At 28.3% G+C, this 21117-nt stretch carries 22 protein-coding genes, 1 tRNA gene and 1 other annotated feature; of the genes, 20 read left to right on the top strand and 3 right to left on the bottom strand.

The genetic code is table 4. The features are described 5' to 3' along the window. Positions 1 to 23 precede the first annotated feature (23 nt). Positions 24 to 596 carry a CDP-diacylglycerol--glycerol-3-phosphate 3-phosphatidyltransferase gene (gene pgsA, locus ACD762_RS07260; RefSeq protein WP_423363314.1) on the top strand — a complete coding sequence of 191 codons (573 nt, stop codon included), beginning with the start codon at positions 24 to 26 and terminating at the stop codon, positions 594 to 596. Between the two features lie 42 nt (positions 597 to 638). After that, positions 639 to 1664, top strand: a complete 1026-nt coding sequence (gene recA / locus ACD762_RS07255; RefSeq protein WP_423363313.1) for a recombinase RecA — start codon at positions 639 to 641, stop codon at positions 1662 to 1664. Between the two features lie 107 nt (positions 1665 to 1771). Here the strand turns inward: recA and rpmB are convergent, their stop codons facing one another. Beyond that, positions 1772 to 1960, bottom strand: a complete 189-nt coding sequence (gene rpmB / locus ACD762_RS07250) for a 50S ribosomal protein L28 (RefSeq protein WP_423363312.1) — start codon at positions 1958 to 1960, stop codon at positions 1772 to 1774. 440 nt (positions 1961 to 2400) lie between these two features. On the opposite strand from rpmB, the gene ACD762_RS07245 reads away from it, so the two are divergent. The 7 genes from ACD762_RS07245 to ACD762_RS07215 all read left to right on the top strand — a co-directional run bounded on the left by ACD762_RS07245 (position 2401) and on the right by ACD762_RS07215 (position 7812). Beyond that, on the top strand, positions 2401 to 2763 hold the full coding sequence (locus ACD762_RS07245) for an Asp23/Gls24 family envelope stress response protein (RefSeq protein WP_423363311.1): 363 nt from the start codon (positions 2401 to 2403) through the stop codon (positions 2761 to 2763). Positions 2764 to 2775: 12 nt separating this feature from the next. Next, on the top strand, positions 2776 to 4389 hold the full coding sequence (locus tag ACD762_RS07240; protein ID WP_423363310.1) for a DAK2 domain-containing protein: 1614 nt from the start codon (positions 2776 to 2778) through the stop codon (positions 4387 to 4389). A gap of 289 nt (positions 4390 to 4678) precedes the next feature. Beyond that, positions 4679 to 4852: a 4Fe-4S dicluster-binding protein gene (locus ACD762_RS07235; protein ID WP_423363309.1), complete on the top strand. Its 174-nt coding sequence runs from the start codon at positions 4679 to 4681 to the stop codon at positions 4850 to 4852. A gap of 139 nt (positions 4853 to 4991) precedes the next feature. Beyond that, positions 4992 to 6419: a tRNA (N6-isopentenyl adenosine(37)-C2)-methylthiotransferase MiaB gene (gene miaB / locus ACD762_RS07230; protein ID WP_423363308.1), complete on the top strand. Its 1428-nt coding sequence runs from the start codon at positions 4992 to 4994 to the stop codon at positions 6417 to 6419. Continuing rightward, positions 6412 to 6750, top strand: a complete 339-nt coding sequence (locus ACD762_RS07225) for a YlbF family regulator (protein ID WP_423363307.1) — start codon at positions 6412 to 6414, stop codon at positions 6748 to 6750. Before miaB ends, ACD762_RS07225 begins: the two co-directional genes overlap by 8 nt. Before the next feature lie 80 nt (positions 6751 to 6830). Continuing rightward, on the top strand, positions 6831 to 7364 hold the full coding sequence (locus ACD762_RS07220; protein ID WP_423363306.1) for a transposase: 534 nt from the start codon (positions 6831 to 6833) through the stop codon (positions 7362 to 7364). 136 nt (positions 7365 to 7500) lie between these two features. Then, on the top strand, positions 7501 to 7812 hold the full coding sequence (locus ACD762_RS07215) for a hypothetical protein (protein ID WP_423363305.1): 312 nt from the start codon (positions 7501 to 7503) through the stop codon (positions 7810 to 7812). Positions 7813 to 7831: 19 nt separating this feature from the next. Here the strand turns inward: ACD762_RS07215 and ACD762_RS07210 are convergent, their stop codons facing one another. Beyond that, a complete protein-coding gene (locus tag ACD762_RS07210; protein ID WP_423363304.1) occupies positions 7832 to 8101 on the bottom strand; it encodes a hypothetical protein in 270 nt (89 codons plus the stop codon). Between the two features lie 156 nt (positions 8102 to 8257). Between ACD762_RS07210 and ACD762_RS07205 the strand changes: the two genes are divergently transcribed. From ACD762_RS07205 to ACD762_RS07185, 5 genes are all read left to right on the top strand, one after another. Continuing rightward, positions 8258 to 9421, top strand: a complete 1164-nt coding sequence (locus ACD762_RS07205; RefSeq protein WP_423363303.1) for an iron-containing alcohol dehydrogenase — start codon at positions 8258 to 8260, stop codon at positions 9419 to 9421. Positions 9422 to 9430: 9 nt separating this feature from the next. Beyond that, the gene (locus tag ACD762_RS07200) at positions 9431 to 9946 is read left to right on the top strand and encodes a GNAT family N-acetyltransferase (RefSeq protein ID WP_423363301.1); all 516 of its coding nucleotides are present in this window, start codon (positions 9431 to 9433) and stop codon (positions 9944 to 9946) included. Positions 9947 to 10010: 64 nt separating this feature from the next. After that, positions 10011 to 10955, top strand: coding sequence for an AEC family transporter (locus ACD762_RS07195; RefSeq protein WP_423363300.1), 945 nt, complete (start codon positions 10011 to 10013; stop codon positions 10953 to 10955). A 266-nt stretch (positions 10956 to 11221) separates the two neighbouring features. Further along, positions 11222 to 11695, top strand: coding sequence for an Rrf2 family transcriptional regulator (locus ACD762_RS07190; protein WP_423363299.1), 474 nt, complete (start codon positions 11222 to 11224; stop codon positions 11693 to 11695). A 53-nt stretch (positions 11696 to 11748) separates the two neighbouring features. Beyond that, positions 11749 to 11834 (top strand) — tRNA-Leu (locus ACD762_RS07185). A gap of 186 nt (positions 11835 to 12020) precedes the next feature. On the opposite strand, the gene trpB is transcribed toward ACD762_RS07185, so the two are convergent. After that, positions 12021 to 13211 (bottom strand): tryptophan synthase subunit beta, encoded by a 1191-nt coding sequence (gene trpB / locus ACD762_RS07180; RefSeq protein ID WP_423363298.1) that lies wholly within the window; start codon positions 13209 to 13211, stop codon positions 12021 to 12023. 119 nt (positions 13212 to 13330) lie between these two features. Continuing rightward, positions 13331 to 13578: a binding site (T-box leader), on the bottom strand. A 571-nt stretch (positions 13579 to 14149) separates the two neighbouring features. On the opposite strand from trpB, the gene ACD762_RS07175 reads away from it, so the two are divergent. From ACD762_RS07175 to ilvC, 6 genes are all read left to right on the top strand, one after another. Then, on the top strand, positions 14150 to 14947 hold the full coding sequence (locus tag ACD762_RS07175) for a lysozyme family protein (RefSeq protein ID WP_423363297.1): 798 nt from the start codon (positions 14150 to 14152) through the stop codon (positions 14945 to 14947). Positions 14948 to 15061: 114 nt separating this feature from the next. Further along, positions 15062 to 15274, top strand: a complete 213-nt coding sequence (locus ACD762_RS07170; RefSeq protein ID WP_423363296.1) for a zinc ribbon domain-containing protein — start codon at positions 15062 to 15064, stop codon at positions 15272 to 15274. A 385-nt stretch (positions 15275 to 15659) separates the two neighbouring features. Next, complete coding sequence (ilvD, locus tag ACD762_RS07165; protein ID WP_423363295.1) at positions 15660 to 17324, top strand: dihydroxy-acid dehydratase; 1665 nt, start codon at positions 15660 to 15662, stop codon at positions 17322 to 17324. Beyond that, entirely contained in the window at positions 17308 to 18432 is a 1125-nt protein-coding gene (locus ACD762_RS07160) for a pyridoxal-phosphate dependent enzyme (RefSeq protein WP_423363294.1), read from the top strand. The genes ilvD and ACD762_RS07160 overlap by 17 nt, the downstream gene beginning before the upstream one ends. Next, positions 18425 to 20095, top strand: a complete 1671-nt coding sequence (gene ilvB, locus ACD762_RS07155; protein WP_423363293.1) for a biosynthetic-type acetolactate synthase large subunit — start codon at positions 18425 to 18427, stop codon at positions 20093 to 20095. Before ACD762_RS07160 ends, ilvB begins: the two co-directional genes overlap by 8 nt. Before the next feature lie 21 nt (positions 20096 to 20116). Continuing rightward, positions 20117 to 21097 carry a ketol-acid reductoisomerase gene (ilvC, locus tag ACD762_RS07150; protein ID WP_423363292.1) on the top strand — a complete coding sequence of 327 codons (981 nt, stop codon included), beginning with the start codon at positions 20117 to 20119 and terminating at the stop codon, positions 21095 to 21097. The last annotated feature ends 20 nt before the right edge of the window (positions 21098 to 21117 follow it).

Here is a 21117-nt window from a genome sequence, read left to right as displayed (position 1 = left end):
TTTTTATAAATAGGAGAACTTTTATGAAAATAAATACCGCAACAAAAATAACTATATTAAGAGTATTGCTAATACCAATAATACTGCTAGTGTTGCTAGTGTTAGCACCAAACAGTGTTGAATTTGTAGGACATAATTTTTACATACCTTATTTGATAGCTTTGATAATATATATAGTAGCGTCAGTTTCTGATACAGTAGATGGACACATAGCAAGAAGTACTAATACAATTACCAATTTAGGTAAGTTTTTAGACCCTGTAGCCGATAAATTATTAGTAAACACACTGTTGATATATTTCACAGCAACAGGGCATATACCGCCTTTAGTGACTATATTAATGATTGGTAGAGATACAATGGTTGATGCGCTTAGAATGATAAGTGTTGAAAATAATGTTGTAATTGCAGCAAGTAAATATGGTAAGTTAAAGACTATATTTCAAATGGTATCATTAGGCTTAATATTAATTTTTGCTTATCCTGGTATTGAGTTACCAAACTTGTTAAATTATCTTATCTATTTAACAACAATAATATCTGTTTTTTCAGGTTTAGATTATTTTATAAAAAATAAGGATTCTTTACTTAAATAGCATATTATATAATATAAAAAGCTTAAACATGCGGAGGTAAAAATGGCAAAAGAAGTTAAAAAAAACGAAGAGAATAAGTTAGAAGCATCACTTAAACAAATAAAAAAACAATATGGAGAAGGAGCCATCATGGTTCTTGGAGATCGTGCAAGCGTAAATGTTGATGCAATCCCAAGTGGATCATTGACTTTAGATTTAGCTTTAGGTATAGGTGGATATCCTAAAGGTAGAATAATTGAAATTTATGGACCAGAGTCTAGTGGGAAAACAACATTCTCATTACATGCGATTGCCGAAGTTCAGAAAAAAGGTAAAAAAGCTGCATTTATTGATGCAGAACATGCAATCGATCCAGTGTATGCTAAAAATTTAGGTGTAGATATTGATGAATTAATCTTGTCACAACCTGATAGTGGTGAACAGGCATTAGATATTGTTGAAATACTTGTTAGCTCTGGAGCAATTGACTTAGTTGTAGTTGACTCAGTAGCAGCACTTGTACCACAAGCTGAGTTAGATGGTGAAATGAAAGATGCTACAATTGGTTTACAAGCACGTTTGATGTCAAAAGCAATGCGTAAACTAAGTGGTATAATGAATAAATCAGAAACAACAGTTATTTTTATTAACCAACTAAGAGAAAAAGTAGGAATAATGTTTGGTAATCCAGAAACAACACCAGGTGGTAGAGCTTTAAAATTTTATTCTTCAGTTAGATTAGAAGTAAGAAGAAGTGAAGCGATAAAAAATGGTACAGAATTAATAGGTAATAGAACAAATGTTAAAGTTGTTAAAAATAAGGTGGCACCTCCTTTTAAAACAGCTTCAGTGGATATAATGTATGGTGAGGGAATATCTAAAACAGGAGAAATGGTAGATGTTGGTACCGATTTAGAAATTATTGATAAATCTGGTGCATGGTATTCTTATCAAGGTGAAAAAATAGGTCAAGGAAGAGAAAATGTAAAAAAATATTTAAAAGAAAACCCTGACTTTGCTAATATGCTAAGTGATAAAATTAGAGATAAACTAATGAATAAAGAAGAAGAAAAAGAAGAAACTAAATAATAAAAAGCGAGTTACTATGCATTTGTTGCAGATAACTCGCTTTTTCTAATATATATTTAAAAACAAAAAAAGTACCAAAAGGTACTTTGATTAGTTAATTTTAAAAATTAAACGTTTGCTTTTCTTAAAGATCTAATTTCTCTTGCACTAGCAATGATTTTTGTTGGTTTTCCATCAATCATAACAGTTGCTTTTTGTAAATTTACATTCCATTTTCTTTTAGATGTATTTAACGCGTGAGATCTTTTATTTCCAGATAAAGCTTTTTTTACACTGATGTTTTTAATTCTAGCCATCTCTTCTTACCTCCATAGTAATTTTTTACTTGCCTAGTAATTTTATCATTTTTTTATCACGATGTCAAACAGACATGAGTATTAATGCTAACAAAAAATAAACCTAGTTTACAATAAGCAATTGTTTAAGCTATCATGAAATATAGAAGCATTCTTAGATAATAACTCTTTACATTAATAGTTACTGCAATGGTTCATAATTAAAAAATAATAATATACTACTATGATATAATAACATATAATCAATGGTGGATACAATAAAAAATATGCTTATTAATTTAAATAGGAATAGAAAATTGTCATAATATAATTATATTACAATTTTGTTAAAAGAAATTATACTATTTGCTAAATATTATTTTGTTTTTCTAATGAAATTTAACACCTATTACGGTATTTATAGTATAATATAATAGTTTAAGATTGGAGGAATGTTTATAATGGCTTTTGAAAGAGAAAATAAACTAGGGAAACTGAATATAACAAAACAAGTGATTGCTGAAATTGCTGGTTCTGCTGCAGTAGAATGTTATGGAGTAGTCGGTATGGCTTCACAAAATGTGTTTATAGATGGAATTGCTGAATTATTGAATAAAGATAATTACACAAAAGGAATAGAAGTAGCTCAAACTCAAGATGGTGAGTTAATAATTGATATATATATAGTAATAGCTTACGGTGTTAAAATAAGTGAAGTTGCATGTGAGGTTCAAAAGAAAATTAAATATGTACTTGAATCAGCAATAGATGGATGTGTTCAAAGCGTTAATGTTCACGTTCAGGACATTAAGGTTATAGGATAAGGATGGTAATCAATGAAAAGAATTAATGGTAGTGAATTTAAATCAATGTTAATCAGTGGGGGTAATAATTTATATAATCATTATCCAGAAGTTGATGCATTAAATGTTTTTCCTGTGCCTGATGGTGATACAGGTACTAATATGAATTTGACATTTTCTAGTGGTATAAAAGAAATTGCAAATCATCATTCAAATAGTATTGGTGAAATTGCTAAGCTGTTTTCGCGTGGACTTTTAATGGGTGCAAGAGGTAACTCAGGTGTTATCTTATCACAAATATTTAAAGGTATCTCTAATGAACTTGAAGGTAAAGATAGTGTTGGTGCTGTTGATTTAGCTAAAGCGTTCAATATGGGGCGTAAAATAGCATATAAAGCAGTATTAAAACCAGTAGAAGGTACAATTTTAACAGTAATAAGAGAATCAAGTGAAAAAGTATTAAAAGAAGTGAAACATTCGCATACAATTAATGATGTATTAAAAAATATTTGTAAGTATGCTAATATATCTTTAGAAAATACTCCTGAATTATTACCAGTTTTAAAAGAAGCTGGAGTAGTAGATAGTGGAGGTTTTGGTTTAGTTAAAGTATTTGAGGGTATGCTAGCATATCTAGAAAACAAACCTGTTGTTAAAAAAGTAACTTCAGAAATAAATGCTAACTTTGCTATTGAACCAGAAGTGTTTATAGATAATCATGAAGGACAATATGGATATTGCACTGAATTTATAATAAAACTTAAAGAAGAAGATAAATTTAATGAACAAGAACTAAAAGATATGCTAGATGGAATTGGTAATTCTATTGTTGTTGTTAATGATGATGATATAGTAAAAGTACACGTTCATACATTAGATCCAGGTAAAGCTTTGTCAAAAGCAGTTGAGTTAGGTGACATGGTAAATATAAAAATTGAAAACATGCAAGAACAAGCAGATTCAAATGAGAATTTCAAAAAACCAGAACTTAAAGAAATAGCAATTATTGCAGTTTCAAGTGGTGAAGGTATTGATAATATGTTTTATGATTTAAGAGTTGACTCTATTATTGGTGGAGGACAAACAATGAATCCTTCAACAAATGATTTTATTGAAGCAATTAACAAAATAAATGCTAAGCGTGTAATTCTTTTACCTAATAATTCAAATATCATTTTAGCTGCAAACCAAGCTAAAGATGTAATTGAAGGTGTAGAAGTTGAAGTAATAGAATCAAAATCAGTAATTCAAGGAATGGTAGCTTGTATTAATTACAACCCAGAAGTATCATTTGAAGATAATGTTGCAGAGATGTCAAACGCTATTAAAGATGTAAAAGATGGTGAAGTAACATATGCTGTAAAAAATACTATCTTTGGTGGAAGAAAAATAGATAAAAATGATTTTATGGGGATCTTTGGTAAAGATGTTATTGCAAATGGTAAAAAAAGAATTGAAGTTGCACAAACATTAGCAAATTCAATGATCGATGAAGAAAGTGAATTAGTTACAATTATTTATGGTGTTGATGTTAAAGCAGATGAAGTTGCAACATTAACAGGATATATTGAAAATAATTGGGATGTAGAAGTAGAAATAGTAAATGGAAAACAACCATTATATTCATTTTACATTGGTGTAGAATAAATAAACTCAACGATAACTTTATAGTTATCGTTTTTTAATAAAGAATATACATTATAAATATATAATTAAAATAAATATAACAAAACTTATAACCATTATAAATAGAGTTGCGTTAAATTATAACAACTCTAAATTGAAGGCTAAAATACACAAAAAAGGCCTATTTAATCAGTTTTTATTAAGTTATTTTATTGCCTTTTTTAACTACTAATTGTATAATGTAGTTACTTAATCAAAGAGCTAGATTAAAGTGAAATTATAAAAAAACATTATAAAGGAGGTCTTTTAAATGCCAGCAGTAGTTAGAGAAGAAGAATGCATCGGATGTGCAGCATGCGTTAGTACTTGTCCAGTTTCAGTTATTGAAATGAATGATGAAGGAAAAGCACATGTAAACGAAGGATGTATCGATTGTGGTGCTTGCGTAGGAGTTTGTCCTGTAAGCTGCATCGATATGGTGTAATCTTTAAAAAATAAAATGAAAAACTAGATAGTTACTGCTATCTAGTTTTTTTTAGATCTTAAAATGTCTATTTGTAATTATTAGTTATCAACTAGATGTATATATGATATAATTAATTAGTTTAGGAGGTGCATAAACAATGATTAAAAATATGCCAGACTTAAAAAAGGCTCAAATAAGAAAAAAACATGATGTTCAAATAATAGAAGATTCAATTAGTATTCCAAATGTTATGCAAAATATAGGAAATGGGAAAACATATAACATAGTAACTTATGGTTGCCAAGCCAATGAAAGAGATTCTGAAACAATGAATGGTATCCTAGAATTAATGGGTTATACTCATAATGATGATGTTATGTCTAGTGATGTCATTTTACTTAATACTTGTGCAATTAGAGAAAATGCAGAACAAAAAGTATTTGGTAAAGTTGGTGCAATAAAAACGCTTAAAAAGACTAATCCTGATATTATCTTTGGTGTATGTGGATGTATGGCTCAAGAAGAAAGTGTAGTTAATGAGATATTAACTAAATATCCACATATTGACTTAGTGTTTGGAACTCATAATATAAACCAACTTCCAAGTCTTCTTTTAGAAGCAATGCAAGAAAAGACTACAATAGTTGATGTTTTATCTCAAGAAGGTGATGTAATAGAAAACATGCCATCTAGAAGAGAAAATCCATATAAAGCTTGGGTAAATACAATGTATGGTTGTGATAAGTTTTGTACATATTGTATAGTACCTTATACTAGAGGAAAAGAAAGATCAAGACTACTTGAACATATTATGGTTGAAGTTAATGAACTTAAAGAAAGTGGCTATCAAGAAATTACTTTATTAGGTCAAAATGTAAATGCTTATGGTAAAGATTTAAACAATGGTAGTGATTTTGCACTTTTACTAGAATTGGTTGCTCAAAGTGGTATTCCAAGAGTAAGATTTATGACATCACACCCATGGGATTTTACAGATGATATGATAGATGTTATATCAAAATATGATAATATAATGCCATTTATACATCTTCCAGTACAAGCTGGGAGTAATGAAGTATTGAAAATAATGAATCGACAATATACAATTGAAGAATACATAAAACTGTTTGATAAATTAAAAAGTAAAAAAGTTAATGCAAGTTTTTCAACTGATATTATTGTAGGGTTTCCAAATGAAACAGAATCGCAATTTCAACAAACTTTAGATATTGCTAAGCATTGTCAATTTGATAATGCATTTACATTTGTTTATTCACCTAGAAAAGGAACTCCTGCTGCAAAAATGGAAGATAATGTACCTTTAGATAAAAAGAAGGAAAGACTACAAAGACTAAATAAAATAATAAATAAATATATGCATGAAAGAAATGAAAGATTTGCAAATCAAATTGTAGAAGTATTAGTTGATGGTCCATCTAAAAAAGATGAAAATGTCTTATCAGGATATAGCGAACATAACAAATTAGTTAATTTTAAAGGATCTAGAGATTTAATTGGGAAAATAATTAAAGTAAAAATTATACAAGTAAAAACATGGTCTTTAGAAGGAGAAATAATTGAATAATTTAAATGAACAAGCAAAGCTAATCAATGACATGATAAAAGACTCTATAGAATATAAAGAATATATAGCTTTTAAAAACGCTTTAACAAACAACATAAAATTAGAACAAGAGCAAATCTACGAATTACAAAAAAAGATAGTAAACAATACTTATAAACTAGAATTAAATAATGATGTACTAAAAGATGAGTACAATACTAAAATAAATGATTTTATTACAAACGATTTTGTAATAGCATACCAAAATGCATATGACCAATTAGAAGAGCTAATAACCGAAATTACTGATTTTTTAGAAAATATAATTTGATTATCAAGTAATACGAGTTAAGTGCACTCAATAAGTTAGATTAATATGTAATGCACTCCAAAAGTTAGACCAAAAAATCTAACTTTAAGGGGTGTTTTTATATGGCTAAATATAGCCTAGAATTAAAACTGAAATTAAAAAATGAATGCAAAAATAAACGAAAAAGTATAACTAATATTGCTAAATCCAATAATATAGATAGATTAATGCTTCGTAAATGGATTAGACATTTTGAAGGAAAAGGTGTGAATTCATTAAAAAAATCAAGAACTAATAAAATATATGATCAAGATTTTAAATTTATGGTTGTTAAAGAATATTTAACTTCGAGTATTACTTATTTAGATTTAGCAATGAAATATGATATCAATAACTATGCAATGATAGCTAAATGGAAAATAGACTACGAAAAAGATGGTATAATAGGTCTACAAACAAAAAAGAAAGGTAGACCTACAACAATGCCAATAGATAAACCAAAGACTGATAATATAACAAAACAAGAAAAATTAGATGATAAACAAAAAATTAAAGAATTAGAATTGAAACTTGAGATAGTTAGTGCTGAAAATGCGTTGTTAAAAAAATTCCATGCCCTAGGGATACCAATACCAGAAGAAATGTTAAAGAAATAGTAAAAATAATAATAGAGTTAATGTCATTTAAAATGCAAGTGGTATAACTACTAGGTAAGACTGTTATTGAAAAAATGCCAAGACAAACATAACAGAAAGAAGATTCTGTACATATACAGCTAATAAAGCTAATCAAATGCATGAAAAAAGACTATACTTTAAATCAGTCACACTTGCAAGAAAAAGAGAGTATCGAAATACTAATACTACAACAACAGCACAAATATATAATAAATGGTTAACAGGGATTATAGATATGCAACAAGAAATTAATACATTAAGGCTGTTCTTAATGGAAATATTTATTTTAGCTTTATTTTTTAATGTTATTAGCAATTATATACCTGTATCATTAACAGGAAATATGATGATAAAATATACAAATAAATTAAATATAAGAAAAAGATTATATATTAACTATAATCCTTTTCTTAAAATAATTATTTAATTTTAGTAAAGCAAATAATCTATAAATAAACTAATTCATAATACTCAGCAATGACTTCTTCTAAATCTTCATATAGATTAGATGGAGCATTTTTATTTATAAGTAGTTCATGTAAGACAAGTAAATATTCTTCTAAATTATCAGGGCCATCAAATAGATTTTGTTGTTTTCTGTCAAAAAGAATATGATCACTATTACATAAAATAGTATATAAATCTTGATGATACATTGCATATTCTTTGTTAGTACTCAAATCTAGGCGATAAAGTATTTCATAATAACAATCCATGTACTTCCTCCTTTTTAATAAAAACCTAATATTAGTATATGAAAAAAGAGTAACTATTAACAGTTTAGTACATAAGATGTTAATAATAACTTAGTATAAATAGATTTTTAGAAAATGATAATATGGTATAATATAGATAATGGAGGCGATAAAATAATGAATAATTTTATATATCACAATCCAACAAAAATAATTTTTGGTAGAGATACACAAAAACATGTTGGAGAAGAAGTTAAATATTATGGAACTAAGGTTTTAATACATTATGGAAGCAGTAGAATCAAAGCAAATGGGCTATTTGATGATGTGGTTTCTAGCTTAAAAGAGAACGGTTTAGAAATATTTGAATTAGGTGGTGTTATCCCTAATCCAAGACTTTCTTTAATAGAACAAGGAATTAAAATATGTAGAGATGAAAAAATTGACTTTGTACTTGCAATTGGTGGAGGTTCGGTTATGGACTCTGCAAAAGCAATTGCAGGAGGTGCAATCAGTGATACACCTATATGGGATTACTTTGAAAAAAGACTTGCTGTTGAAAAATCATTACCAGTTGGAAATGTAGTAACTTTACCAGCAACTGGAAGTGAAATGAATGGTCGTTGTGTAATAACAAAAGATGATACTTTAGAAAAAAGAGGAACGACTTTTCCTAACCCAGTATTCTCAGTACTTAATGCAGAACTAATGGCATCATTACCAAAAAATCAAGTTGCCAATGGAGCGGTTGATATGTTTTCTCACTGCTTTGAAAGATATTTTACTAATACAGAAAATGTAGAGATAACTGATAGACTACTTGAAGGGAATATGAAAGCTATTGTTTCATTAGCTAAAGATGTTTATGAAGATCCAAGTAACTATGATAAATTTTCACAACTAGCATGGGCTGGAACTATGGCACATAACTTTATTTTAGATGTTGGTCGTGTTATGGATTTTGCATCACATCAAATAGAACATGAAATTAGTGGTATGTATGATGTTGCTCATGGGGCTGGACTTTCAGTAGTAATGCCTGCATGGATGAAATATACATATAAACATGATATGGCTAGAGTTGCTCAATTTGGAGTTAATGTTTTTGGAATAACTGCAGATTACATGGATATTGAACGTACTGCTTTAAAAGCTATTGCTGCTATGGAGGAATGGTTTAAAACTTTAGAAATGCCTTTAACTTTAAATGAAATAGGGGTTCCTGAAAGCGCAATAAAAGAGTTAGCAAGTAATACAACTCGTAATGATAAATTAATACAAGGTAACTTTGTTAAGTTGGATGCTCAAGCAGTTGAACAAATCCTTATACTTGCATTATAGGACATAAACATGAACATAAAAATAATTAAAGATAGTGAAGAATATGAAGGTGACATAGATAAAGTTATAAAAGAAACTTTTGAACAAGATGATGAAGCTAATCTTGTAAAACAAATTAGAAAAATAAGTAATTTTTATCTTTCATATATAGCTATAGATTTAGATGCTAAAAATAAAGTAGTTGGACATATTATGGTTTCAGAAATGTTACTTAACAATGAATCAATTATCTTATCTTTAGCTCCAGTAAGTGTAGCAAAAGAATACCAAAATTATGGAGTAGGATCAAAATTAATAAAGTGTGTTATTAAAGAAACTATGAAATACCAAGATAAATATAAATTATTAAGTGTATTAGGTAGTGAACATTATTATCAAAGATTTGGCTTTGAAAGTTTTGATTTAAAAAAATTCAGCATTCCATTTGAAGTAGAACCAAGATTTTTTCAACTTCTAGAATTAGAAAAAGATTGCTTGAAATATCTTTCAGGTAAATTTGACTACCCAGAATATTATAAAGACTAAAACCTTTTAAAGGTTTTTTTCTTTTTGACTATATGATATACTTATAGTCAGGAGTTGAATTAAATTGAATGATGTTATGGTTTTGATGTCAAGATTGGCATCTATTATTTTTATTGCCGCGATTGGTTATGTAGTTTCATATCGAAAGATAGTAAATGCAAATCAAAAAGGCGGAATTTCGCTAATTTTAAATAGATTAGCACTACCGATGTTAATAGTTACATCAATTGGAAAAATGCAATTAAGTGCAGAAACATTGTATAACTCAGGTATTATTATTGTAGGTACCTGCTTAATATATGCGATGTGTTATTTATACTCACATTTCATTTCAAAAAAATGGGATATGCCAAATAAAGAACGCTCGGTGTTTGTAAATGCTTCAGTTCATGGTAATGTTGCCTTTTTAGGATTTCCCTTATTATTAGCAGTATATGGAGAAGAAGGATTGTTTTATGGATCAATATTCTTTATGTGCGATAATGTATTAATGTTTACAGCAGGAATGAGAAGATTAATGAGAGATTATCCAAAGAAAAAAGAGTTAGCACCAGTAACAATAGCATTAATAGCTGGGTTAGCTATTATGTTAGTAAGTAATATAACAGGACTTAACTTAACAGATAATCCATTATTTACAGGTATGAGTGATCTAGGAACAGTAACAACCCCTCTAGCCTTTTTATTCATTGGATTTACAGTCCATGAAAATAATATAATGCCACTTTTAAAAGATAAGAGAGCATTAGTATTATTGTTAGGAAAGATGGTAGTAATACCATTAATTTTAATGTTTATTTTATTACCTTTTAAAACAATGATTCCAATATTGCTTTTAAAAGTAATTATTGTTGAGGCTTTAATGCCACCATATGCATCATTATTGTCAATGGCATATGAATATCAACAAGATATGAAACTTGCAGCTTCATTAGTTGTTGTTGGACATATTGCAGTAATTGTTACAATACCAATACTGTTTACTTTAATGAACTTTATGTATGTATAATTGAACAAAAAACAATTTTAAGCAATATTAAAGTGTAATTAAGGCATAAAATCAACAAGAAAAAAGTTTAAAGCACAAATTATAAATATAGATATAACATATCGAGTATAAATGTAATGTATATAAAGGAGCTATTTATTATAAGTAGCTCTTTTTATATACATAAAAATACTAAATATTTAGCTAGTGTTAACACAATTTAAATAGTAATATTTTATCTGAAACTGTATAATTATTTAAAATAGAAGTTTGAAAGGTGATAAAAAATGAAATTAACTAAAGGTTTTGAAAAAGTTTTAGTTATCATGGCAATTTTTGCGTCTCAAAAACCTGGGGTACCTATAAGTGCAGATATAATTAACCTCAAGGTAGGTGGGTCAGCAACTTACATGAAAAAATTGATGAGAAAGCTAGTAATTGCAGACATAGTTTATGCAACTACTGGTAACAGCGGTGGTTTTATGCTAAAGAAACCATTGAATGAGATTACTATTTATGAAGTGTTTGTTGCGATTGAAGGAGAATTACAATCTTATAGTAAAGAAAATATTTTAAAAGCGACATTTCCAAATTTAGAAAACTCAGAAAAGGGCGTTGAAGCAATAAGTGCTGCTTTTATAGCAGCAGACAAATTATGGGCAGATTCATTAAAAGGTATTACATGTCAGGATATCCTTGATCAATCACTAGGCACAGACTATATCAAGGTTCAAGACTGGAATGAAATACTAAGAGGCTAACTATACATTAATATTGCATTGTACATTAAATATGTGTATAATATTAATGTAATGCCTGTGTGGCGGAATTGGTAGACGCAACGGATTCAAAATCCGTCGGGTTTGACTCGTGCCGGTTCGACTCCGGCCACAGGTACCATATACAAACAAAACACCTTATCTAAGGTGTTTTTTTAATGCGAGTTTTTTTAATCACCTTAAAATCGTTAGTTATTTTATTGTTTAAACTTTATTACTTAATAAAAAAGTAGAACATAACATAATAATGTTGTTCTACTTTTATAATTATTCTTATGAATAATATAATTTATTTATTAATGTTATATTATAAAGCTAAATTGAATATTTGATCTAAGTCTTTATCACCTCTACCAGATAAGTTTACAATTACAATCTGATCTTTAGTATAGTTTGCTGCTGTTTTGATAATATAAGCTAAAGCATGAGAACTTTCAAGTGCTGGTATTATACCTTCTGTTTTACACAGTAAATAAAATGCATCTAATGCCTCTTTATCAGTGACACTATCATATGTTACTCTTTGAGATTCTTTTAAACTTGCATGTTCTGGTCCAACTCCAGGGTAATCTAAACCAGCAGATATTGAATAAGCTGGCATAGGCTGATCATTATCATCAGTAAATACATAAGTTTTCATTCCATGGATAATCGCAATTTTATCTTTTGCAAAAGCACTGGCATGTTTACCTGTTTCAATACCCATACCAGCACCTTCTACGCCATATATCTTAACTGATTCATCATTTAAGAAATCATAGAATAATCCAATTGCATTGCTACCTCCACCAACACTAGCAATCAAAGCATCAGGTAATACACCTTCTTTTTCAAGAATTTGTGCCTTTGCCTCTTCACCAATTATTTTTTGAAATTCTCTAACCATTTGAGGATAAGGAGCTGGGCCAACAGCAGAACCTAGTAAATAAAATACCTCATCAATATGTTCTATATAATATTCTAAAGCAACATCAACAGCTTCTTTTAAAGTTGCTAGACCTCTAGTAACTGGAACTACAGTTGCTCCTAACATTTCCATTCTTTTAACATTAGGGCTTTGTCTAGCAACATCTTCAGCACCCATAAAAACAGTACATTTCATATCAAATAAAGCTGCTACTGTAGCAGTTGCAACTCCGTGTTGACCAGCTCCTGTTTCTGCTATTAAATGATCTTTATTCATATACTTAGCAAGTAAAGCTTGCCCTATAGCATTATTAATTTTATGTGCACCAGTATGATTTAAGTCTTCTCTTTTTAAATATACCTTAGGTCCATTAATATATTTACTAAAATTCTTAGCATAATATAAAGAGCTTGGTCTACCAACATAATCCTTTAATAATCCAAGATATTCTTTGCTGAAAGCTTCTGTTGTACAATACTCATTAAATTTTTCAGTTAGTTCATCTAATATAGGTATCATTACATCTGGTACATAAGCATCTCCAAATCCATTAAAATTTTTCTCTGTGATTGCATTAATTTTTGTTTCCATAAGTTGTTCCTCTTTCGTTTTATATTTATATTATTATTACTACTCCACCACTCAATATCCATGTAATCACATCCTTTCAAAAAAAACTCTTGTCCTTAAGTGTAGATAAAAATCATACACTTAAGGACAAGAGTTGAATATACTCCTGCGGTACCACCTTAATTAGCTAAAAAGCTCACTTTATTCATGTACTATCATACATGTCTACTTTTTACAGGTTAGACTCCTGTCAACATCTACTAAGCTAACTGCTTTTCAAGTTGCCCTCTTCAGTCCATTCGCATAATCATAAATACAGCTTTTCACCAAACAACTGCTCTCTAGAATTTAAGAATTAATACTACTTACTCTGAATCAACGGTTTACATATTTAAATGATAATACCACTAGAATAAATATTAAGCAAGAAAATATAATAAACTTACTATATTATAATTAAAATGTTATTAATAATAAACTCTTAAATAAATTTTTAATTAAACAAAAAGATAATATACATAAACAACATACAACAATACTCATGGTTGAATATATTCAATTGTAATAAAACTATTTTAAAATATGACTTTAGACAAAAATAGATGATTATATAAAATTTTTATAGAAGTACAAATAATAAACACGATTATCTATAAAAAGTGTATGAAAAAAATGTAGATATTTGAACACAAGTATAATATATAAAAAAAGATATATTAAGCTAATATTAAGAAATTACTAACTGAAAAGTAAAAATACAAATTAGTTAATATTTAAACTAATCAAATAATAAAACAAATAATGTAAATTAGCTTACACTAGGAATTCACAATAATAATGATAATAAATATCTTCATAAAATAGACTAATAATAAACTTGAACTCATTATCTTTTAAATGTTAGAATGGACTTGTTTTCAATAAGAACAATAAATAAAAGAAAGAGTGCAGGTGGATATATGAATACATTTACAAAAAAGCTAAGTGTTATAGCTCTAGCAATAGTAAGTATATGTTTAAGTCTTAATGTTAAAGCTGAAACTAAAGAAACAGTAACAATTGATAAAAATGTACATGCTACACTAACAAATAAGTACAAGAAATCACAAGTTATCGTTCCTCAAGAAGTAGGTCGTTTTATTCTTACAGGCAGTTTAGTAGATTCATTAGATGTCAAAACAGAAGAACCTAAGCCTAAAAAAGTAGTAAAAAAATATAAAACAATAACAAAAATCACAAATGTGAATCTAACAGCAAATATAAATGATATGAAAGCAGATATAAAGAAGGCAATGAAGAAATATAAAGTAAATAGTAAGTATGAAGAGTGGATTTTTGCAATGGTTAGACAAGAGTCAGGTGGAAGTGGTAGTGATCCTTTTCAAGTAAGTGAAGCAGTATGTGGATCAATCGGTTGTATAAGTGATAGAACAGTATCAATTGATAAAGGTATTAAAGTTTTTAAACAAAGACTAAAAACTACTAAAAAAGTATTAGGTTATGAAGATATAGAAATAACACTTCAAACATACAATTATGGAACAAACTTTTTGCAATGGCTAAAAAAACAAGATGCAAAAAAATATAGTGTTAAACTAGCAAAAAAATATTCTAAAAAGATGTGTGGTCAAGCAGGTACAAGTGTTTCAACAGCAGTAAATAGTGATACATCAGCTTGTTATGGAGATTATAACTATGTTAATCACTTAAAAAGATATATTAAAGTTACAACAAAGAAAGTGCTAATAGAATCATAATGAGAAATATAGAGACATTAAATGACTAAAAATTGACTATATAATAATAATTATGAAAGTTGTTATAAATATATGGTAATATGTTTATAATAATAAAAAGAGGAGGAATATAAAATGGAAAAACAACAATATGTCTGTCCTAAATGTGGAAATAAAGAATTTACTCAAGATTCTTTTCAAGCAACTGGAGGAGGTTTTGCAAAAGTATTTGATGTGCAAAACAAAAAATTTCGTACAATTTCATGTACAAACTGCGGTTATACAGAAATTTATAAAGATATAACAAGTAAAGGAATGAATGTTATTGACTTCTTAATAGGAGGATAATAACCAAAAATAATACTTAATAAAAAAATATCACTTTAATTAGTGATATTTTTTTTAGTTAAAGCTTATACCTATCATATTTTTATATATGTATAAAAAATTGGTATAAAAAATTTAAATAAAAAGCTTTCTTTTATCAAAACTATAATGTATACTAGTGTGTATAAAAATAACGAAAGGTGAGTGATTAACATGACAACTCATAATAATAAACTTAATTACTCAATATTAATTATCATTATTTAGTGAAGAGACTTTTATTGGATGTGCCAAACACACTGTTCAAGAAGGTCTATTTGTTGTTCCTTCATAGAATAGTGAAAAAAGCTTTCTACTATTCTTTGAAGAATAGTAGAAAGCTTTTTTATATTAGGAGGAAACCAAAATGAGATCAGATAAAGTAAAAAAAGGAATATTAAGAGCACCTCATCGCTCTTTACTATATGCATTAGGCTTAGAAAAAGAAGATTTAGACAAACCATTCATAGGTATTGTTAATAGCTATAATGAAACAGTGCCAGGGCACAAACATTTAAGAAGTGTTGTAGAAAATATCAAAGAAGGAATATATAAGAATGGTGGAATACCCTTTGAGTTTAATACAATAGCAATATGTGATGGTCTAGCGATGAATCATGAAGGAATGTCGTATTCATTTGTATCTAGAAATCTAATATGCGATAGTATTATAGTTCAAAGTAAAGGATTTCCCTTTGATGGTTTAGTATTTGTTCCAAATTGTGATAAAGTTGTTCCAGGAATGCTTATGGCAGCAGCACAGTTGAACTTACCAAGTATATTTGTAAGTGGTGGACCAATGCTTTCAAAAAAAATGAATGGTACAAATAAAACATTAACAAGTGTATTTGAAGCAACAGGTGCATATCAAAATGGTGATTTAAGTTCAGAACAATTAGAAGAAATTGAAAAAATGGCATGTCCAACATGCGGATCTTGTTCAGGGATGTATACAGCAAATACAATGAACTGTTTATGTGAAGTATTAGGAATTGCACTAGCTGGTAATGGTACTATTCCAGCAGTATATAGTGAAAGAAATAGACTATACAAAAAAGTTGGCCGTCTAAGTGTTGATTTAGTAAACAATGATGTTAAATTTAGAGACATTGTCAAAAAAGAAAATTATGAAAATGCAATAGTTGCAGATATGGCAATGTCAGGATCAACAAATACAATATTACACTTGTTAGCAGTTGCTAAATCATCAGATATACAATTGACATTAACAGATTTTAGTAATAAATCAAAGATGACACCACAATTAGTGAAGTTAAGTCCTGCAAGTGATTACACAATTCAAGATTTTGATGAAGCTGGAGGTATGATGGCTTTATTAAAAGAGTTAGGTAGTAGTTATTTAAAGGATACTAAAACACTAACAAGTGATAGTTTATTTAAACAAATAGCAGAATATACTAATAAAAATAAAGAAGTAATACACTCAGTAAAAGATGCTTACTTTAAGGCAGGCGGATTAAGTATTTTAAAAGGTAATCTAGCAAGTCAAGGTGCAGTAGTTAAATCAGGAGCAGTTAAAGATAAAATGAGAAACTTTACTGGAAAAGCACTAGTGTTTGAAAATGAGCAACAATGTGTTAATTATTTAGAAGAGTTCAGAATCCAAGAAGACAATGAAAACAGAGTGCTAGTAATTAGAAATATGGGAATTAAAAGTGGTAATGGAATACCTGAAATGTTAACACCAACTTCATTAATTAAAGGAAAGAAAATGTCAGAGTTTACAGCATTAGTAACAGATGGAAGATTTTCAGGAGGATCAAATGGTCTAGTTGTTGGGCATGTTAGTCCAGAAGCAGCAGAAGATGGTTTAATTGCTTATGTAGAAAATGATGATTTAATTACCATCAACATTGATGAAGAAAAACTAACACTTAATGTAGAAGATAAAATTATCAAGAAAAGAAAAGCTAATATAAAGTTCAATAAAACAAATGATTATCTAGAATACTTTAGTGATAATGCATTGAACTCAAGTAAAGGAGGGGTATACAATGGATGATTTAGTTAGAAAAACAATGCTTGTAAAAAATGATAAATATACAAAATATACAGCAAATAATATCTATCTGAAATGTGAGAATTTACAAAGAGGAGGATCAGTTAAATTAAGACTATTACAACCAGTAGTACAAAGTTTATTAAAAAAAGGAATCAATAAAATAGCCATTCAATCTAATCAAAATTCAGCATTAGCAATAGCTATCTTAAAACAAGCATATCAATTTGAATGTGTAGTAATTTTACCAGAAAAAGCAAGTTTTGATACCCTTTCAACCTTAGCAAATCAAAATATAAAGATTATCTTTAAAAAACAAAACGAAACAGCCAAAAACTTATTAAAAGAAAATAATTATAGTGATTACTACTTAATAAGTGAAAAAGAAGAAGTGATAATGAAAGAAGCAACCTTTGAATTAGTAGAAGAGATAATAGCAGATTGTAAAGATGTTAATACAATTTTAGTACCAGTTGCCAATGGTTTTCTAACAAATATCATCAAAGAATATCTCTTAAAAAAGAACTATGATATTGATGTGATAGGAGTAAGATCAAATAACTATACTAAACTATCAGATGAAAATGAAATAGCTGAAGAAAACTATGCAGAGCAATTTATCAGAAATAATACTAATGATATTTTTATTGTTAGTGATGATGAGTTAATTGATACTTTTATAGATGTTATGCAAGAACATAAAATACTAGTAGATTATAGTGGGTTACAATCACTAGCAGGTTCAAAGTATTTAAAAAGTAAAAATAAAAATATCGTATGTTTATTAACATCAGGTAATATAGATACTACAACACTAAGTACAACCGTAATTACCGGATTAAAAAATAAAGGTAGGCTATTTACATTTTCAGCAATGTTGTCTGATAAACCTGGAGAATTATTAGAAATAGCACAAGTTATAGCAAACCATAAGGGAAATGTAGTCGAAATATCACATAATCAATTTAAATCAGTATCTAGAAAAAGTGAAGTAGAATTAGTGATAACAGTAGAAAGCATAGACTTAAATCATAAATTTGAGATATGCAGTAACCTTGAAGAATTAGGCTATTCAATTAATCTTTTAGATGATCATTTAGGAGGTGGAAGGTATGTCTAGTAATTTAGCAAATGTCTTACTAGATATGCTTATAGAAGCTAAAATAGTGAAGTCATTTGGCTATCCAGGAGGTGCTGTAATCCCACTGTTTGATGAAATATATAAACATAAGTGTTTTGAAAACATCTTAGTTAGACATGAGCAATCAGCAGCTCATGCAGCTGAAGCATATGGCAAAGTAAAAAAACATATTGGAGTATGTATTGCTTCATCAGGACCAGGAGCAACAAATTTAGTTACAGGTATTGCAAATGCCTATATGGATTCAAATCCTTTATTAGTAATAACTGGACAAGTGAATACTAAAGCACTAAATAAAAACTCATTTCAAGAAGTAGATATAGTAAGTATTGTGAAACCAATAACCAAAAAAGCTATCCATTTAAAAGAATCTTCACAATTGCCTTATGTATTAGCCGATTTATTAAAAACAGCATTAAGTGGAAGACAAGGACCAGTGTTATTAGACTTAAGCAAAGATCTATCCACAGAAATTGTTGATAAAAACCAACTAATGAAAATATTTAAAGAAGAATATAAAACAAAAATAACAAGAGAAGAAAACTATCAAGATAGTATAAATGAATTATTAAACTTACTTTCTAAATCATATAAACCAGTTTTTTTAATAGGAGCAGGAATAAAGAAAGCAATGGTAGAAGAAGAAATAGAAAGAATAATAAGATATTTCAAAATACCTACAGTAACTAGCTTACATGGATTAGGAGTAGCATCAAGTACACCATATTATATGGGTATGGCAGGAATGCATGGTAGTGTATTAGCTAATCAAGCATTATACAATGCTGATTTAGTAATATCATTTGGTGCTAGATTTGATGATAGAATAGTAGGAAATAAAAATAAATTTGCTAAAGACAGTATAAAAGTACATATAGATATAGATCCAACAAACTTCAATAAACTACTTAAAACAGATCTGAATATTCATGCAGACTTAAAAGACTTTATGAAATTACTATATAAAGAAAAAATTAATGTAAATACACAAAGTTGGCTCTTACAATTAAACAATTACAAGAAATACCTTGAAAAAGAGCAAATAGAAAATAATGAATTAATACAACCAAAAGAAGTCTTTGATAATTTAGATAATAACAATAATCAAAATGTAATATATGTAACAGATGTAGGTCAGCATCAAATGTGGAGTGCTCAGTATTTGAAAACCACAAGTAAAGATATATTTATTAGCTCTGGTAGTGCAGGAACAATGGGCTTTGGATTACCAGCAGCAATAGGTGCAGCAATAGCTTCACCAAATGCATTAGTGATATTAGTTGTAGGAGATGGTGGATTTCAAATGAATATTCAAGAACTAATATTATTAAAACAATACAATTTGAATATTAAAATATTGCTATTTAATAATCAAAGATTAGGAATGGTTAGACAATGGCAAGATATCTTTTTTGAGAATAGAAGAAGCAACACAGTTTTAAATTGTAATCCAGACTTTAAATATGTGGCTAGAGCCAATAGTCTTTATTACTTAAATATAAAAAATAAACAAGAATTAAAGAAAATAAATAGTGTTTTAAAAAATAAAGAACCATTTATTATTGAAATAAATATTGATCCAGATGCTAATGTATTACCAATGATACCAGCAGATCAATCATTTGAAGAAATAATATTTTAAATAAGAGAGGAAGAAAGTAAAATGAAAGAAGTATTATTAGATAAAGATATAAATAGTGAAGTATTAAAAGGTAAAAGAATAGCCGTAATCGGTTATGGTTCACAAGGACATGCTCATTCACTGAATTTAAAAGAAAGTGGATTTGATGTAGTCGTTGGTTTAAAAGAAACATCAAAATCAGTAAAGGTAGCTCAAGAAAATGGCTTAGAAGTTAAAAGTGTAGCAAATGCAGTTAAAGATGCTGACATTGTAATGATGTTAGTACCAGATGAAGTGTTACCAGAACTATATGAAAATGAAATTAAAGATAACTTAAAAAATAATGCAACATTAGCAGTAGCACACGGTTTTAATATTCACTTTAAACAATTAGATATCAAACAAGGAATGCAAGTATTTATGGTTGCACCAAAATCTCCAGGTCATCTAGTTAGAAGACAATATCAAAATAACAAAGGTGTACCATCATTATATGCAGCTACTAATGAAGATCCACAAACTTTAGAACTAGCAAAAGCATATGCAAAAGCAATTGGAAGTGGAAGATCTGGAATATTACATACAACCTTTCAAGAGGAAGTAGAAACAGATTTATTTGGTGAACAAGCAGTTTTATGTGGAGGCGTTGTCGATTTAATGTTAACTGGATTTGAAGTGTTAACAGAAGCTGGATACTCTGAAGAAATGGCATATTTTGAATGTATGAATGAAATGAAATTAATCGTTGATTTAATATATGAGGGCGGAATCCAAAAAATGAATGAATCAATTTCAAATACAGCTGAATATGGTGAATATGTAAGTGGTCCAAGAGTTATAACAAGTGAAACTAAAAAAGCAATGAAAGAAGTATTAAAAGATATTCAAACAGGTGAATTTGCCAAAGATTTCATTTTAGAAAACAAAGCAAATAATGTAAAACTATATGCCTGCCGAAATAAAACTAAAAATCATCCTGCTGAAAAAGTAGGCGCTAAACTAAGATCACTAATGCAATTTTAAAAATAAGAAACGAGGAAACA

Origin of the sequence: Mycoplasma sp. P36-A1 (genome assembly GCF_049478495.1) — a bacterium.
Taxonomy (GTDB): Bacteria; Bacillota_I; Bacilli_A; order JAJDGJ01; family JAJDGJ01; genus P36-A1.
The sequence above is the reverse complement of the archived record's forward strand: the minus strand, read 5'-3'. Positions and strand labels throughout refer to the sequence as shown.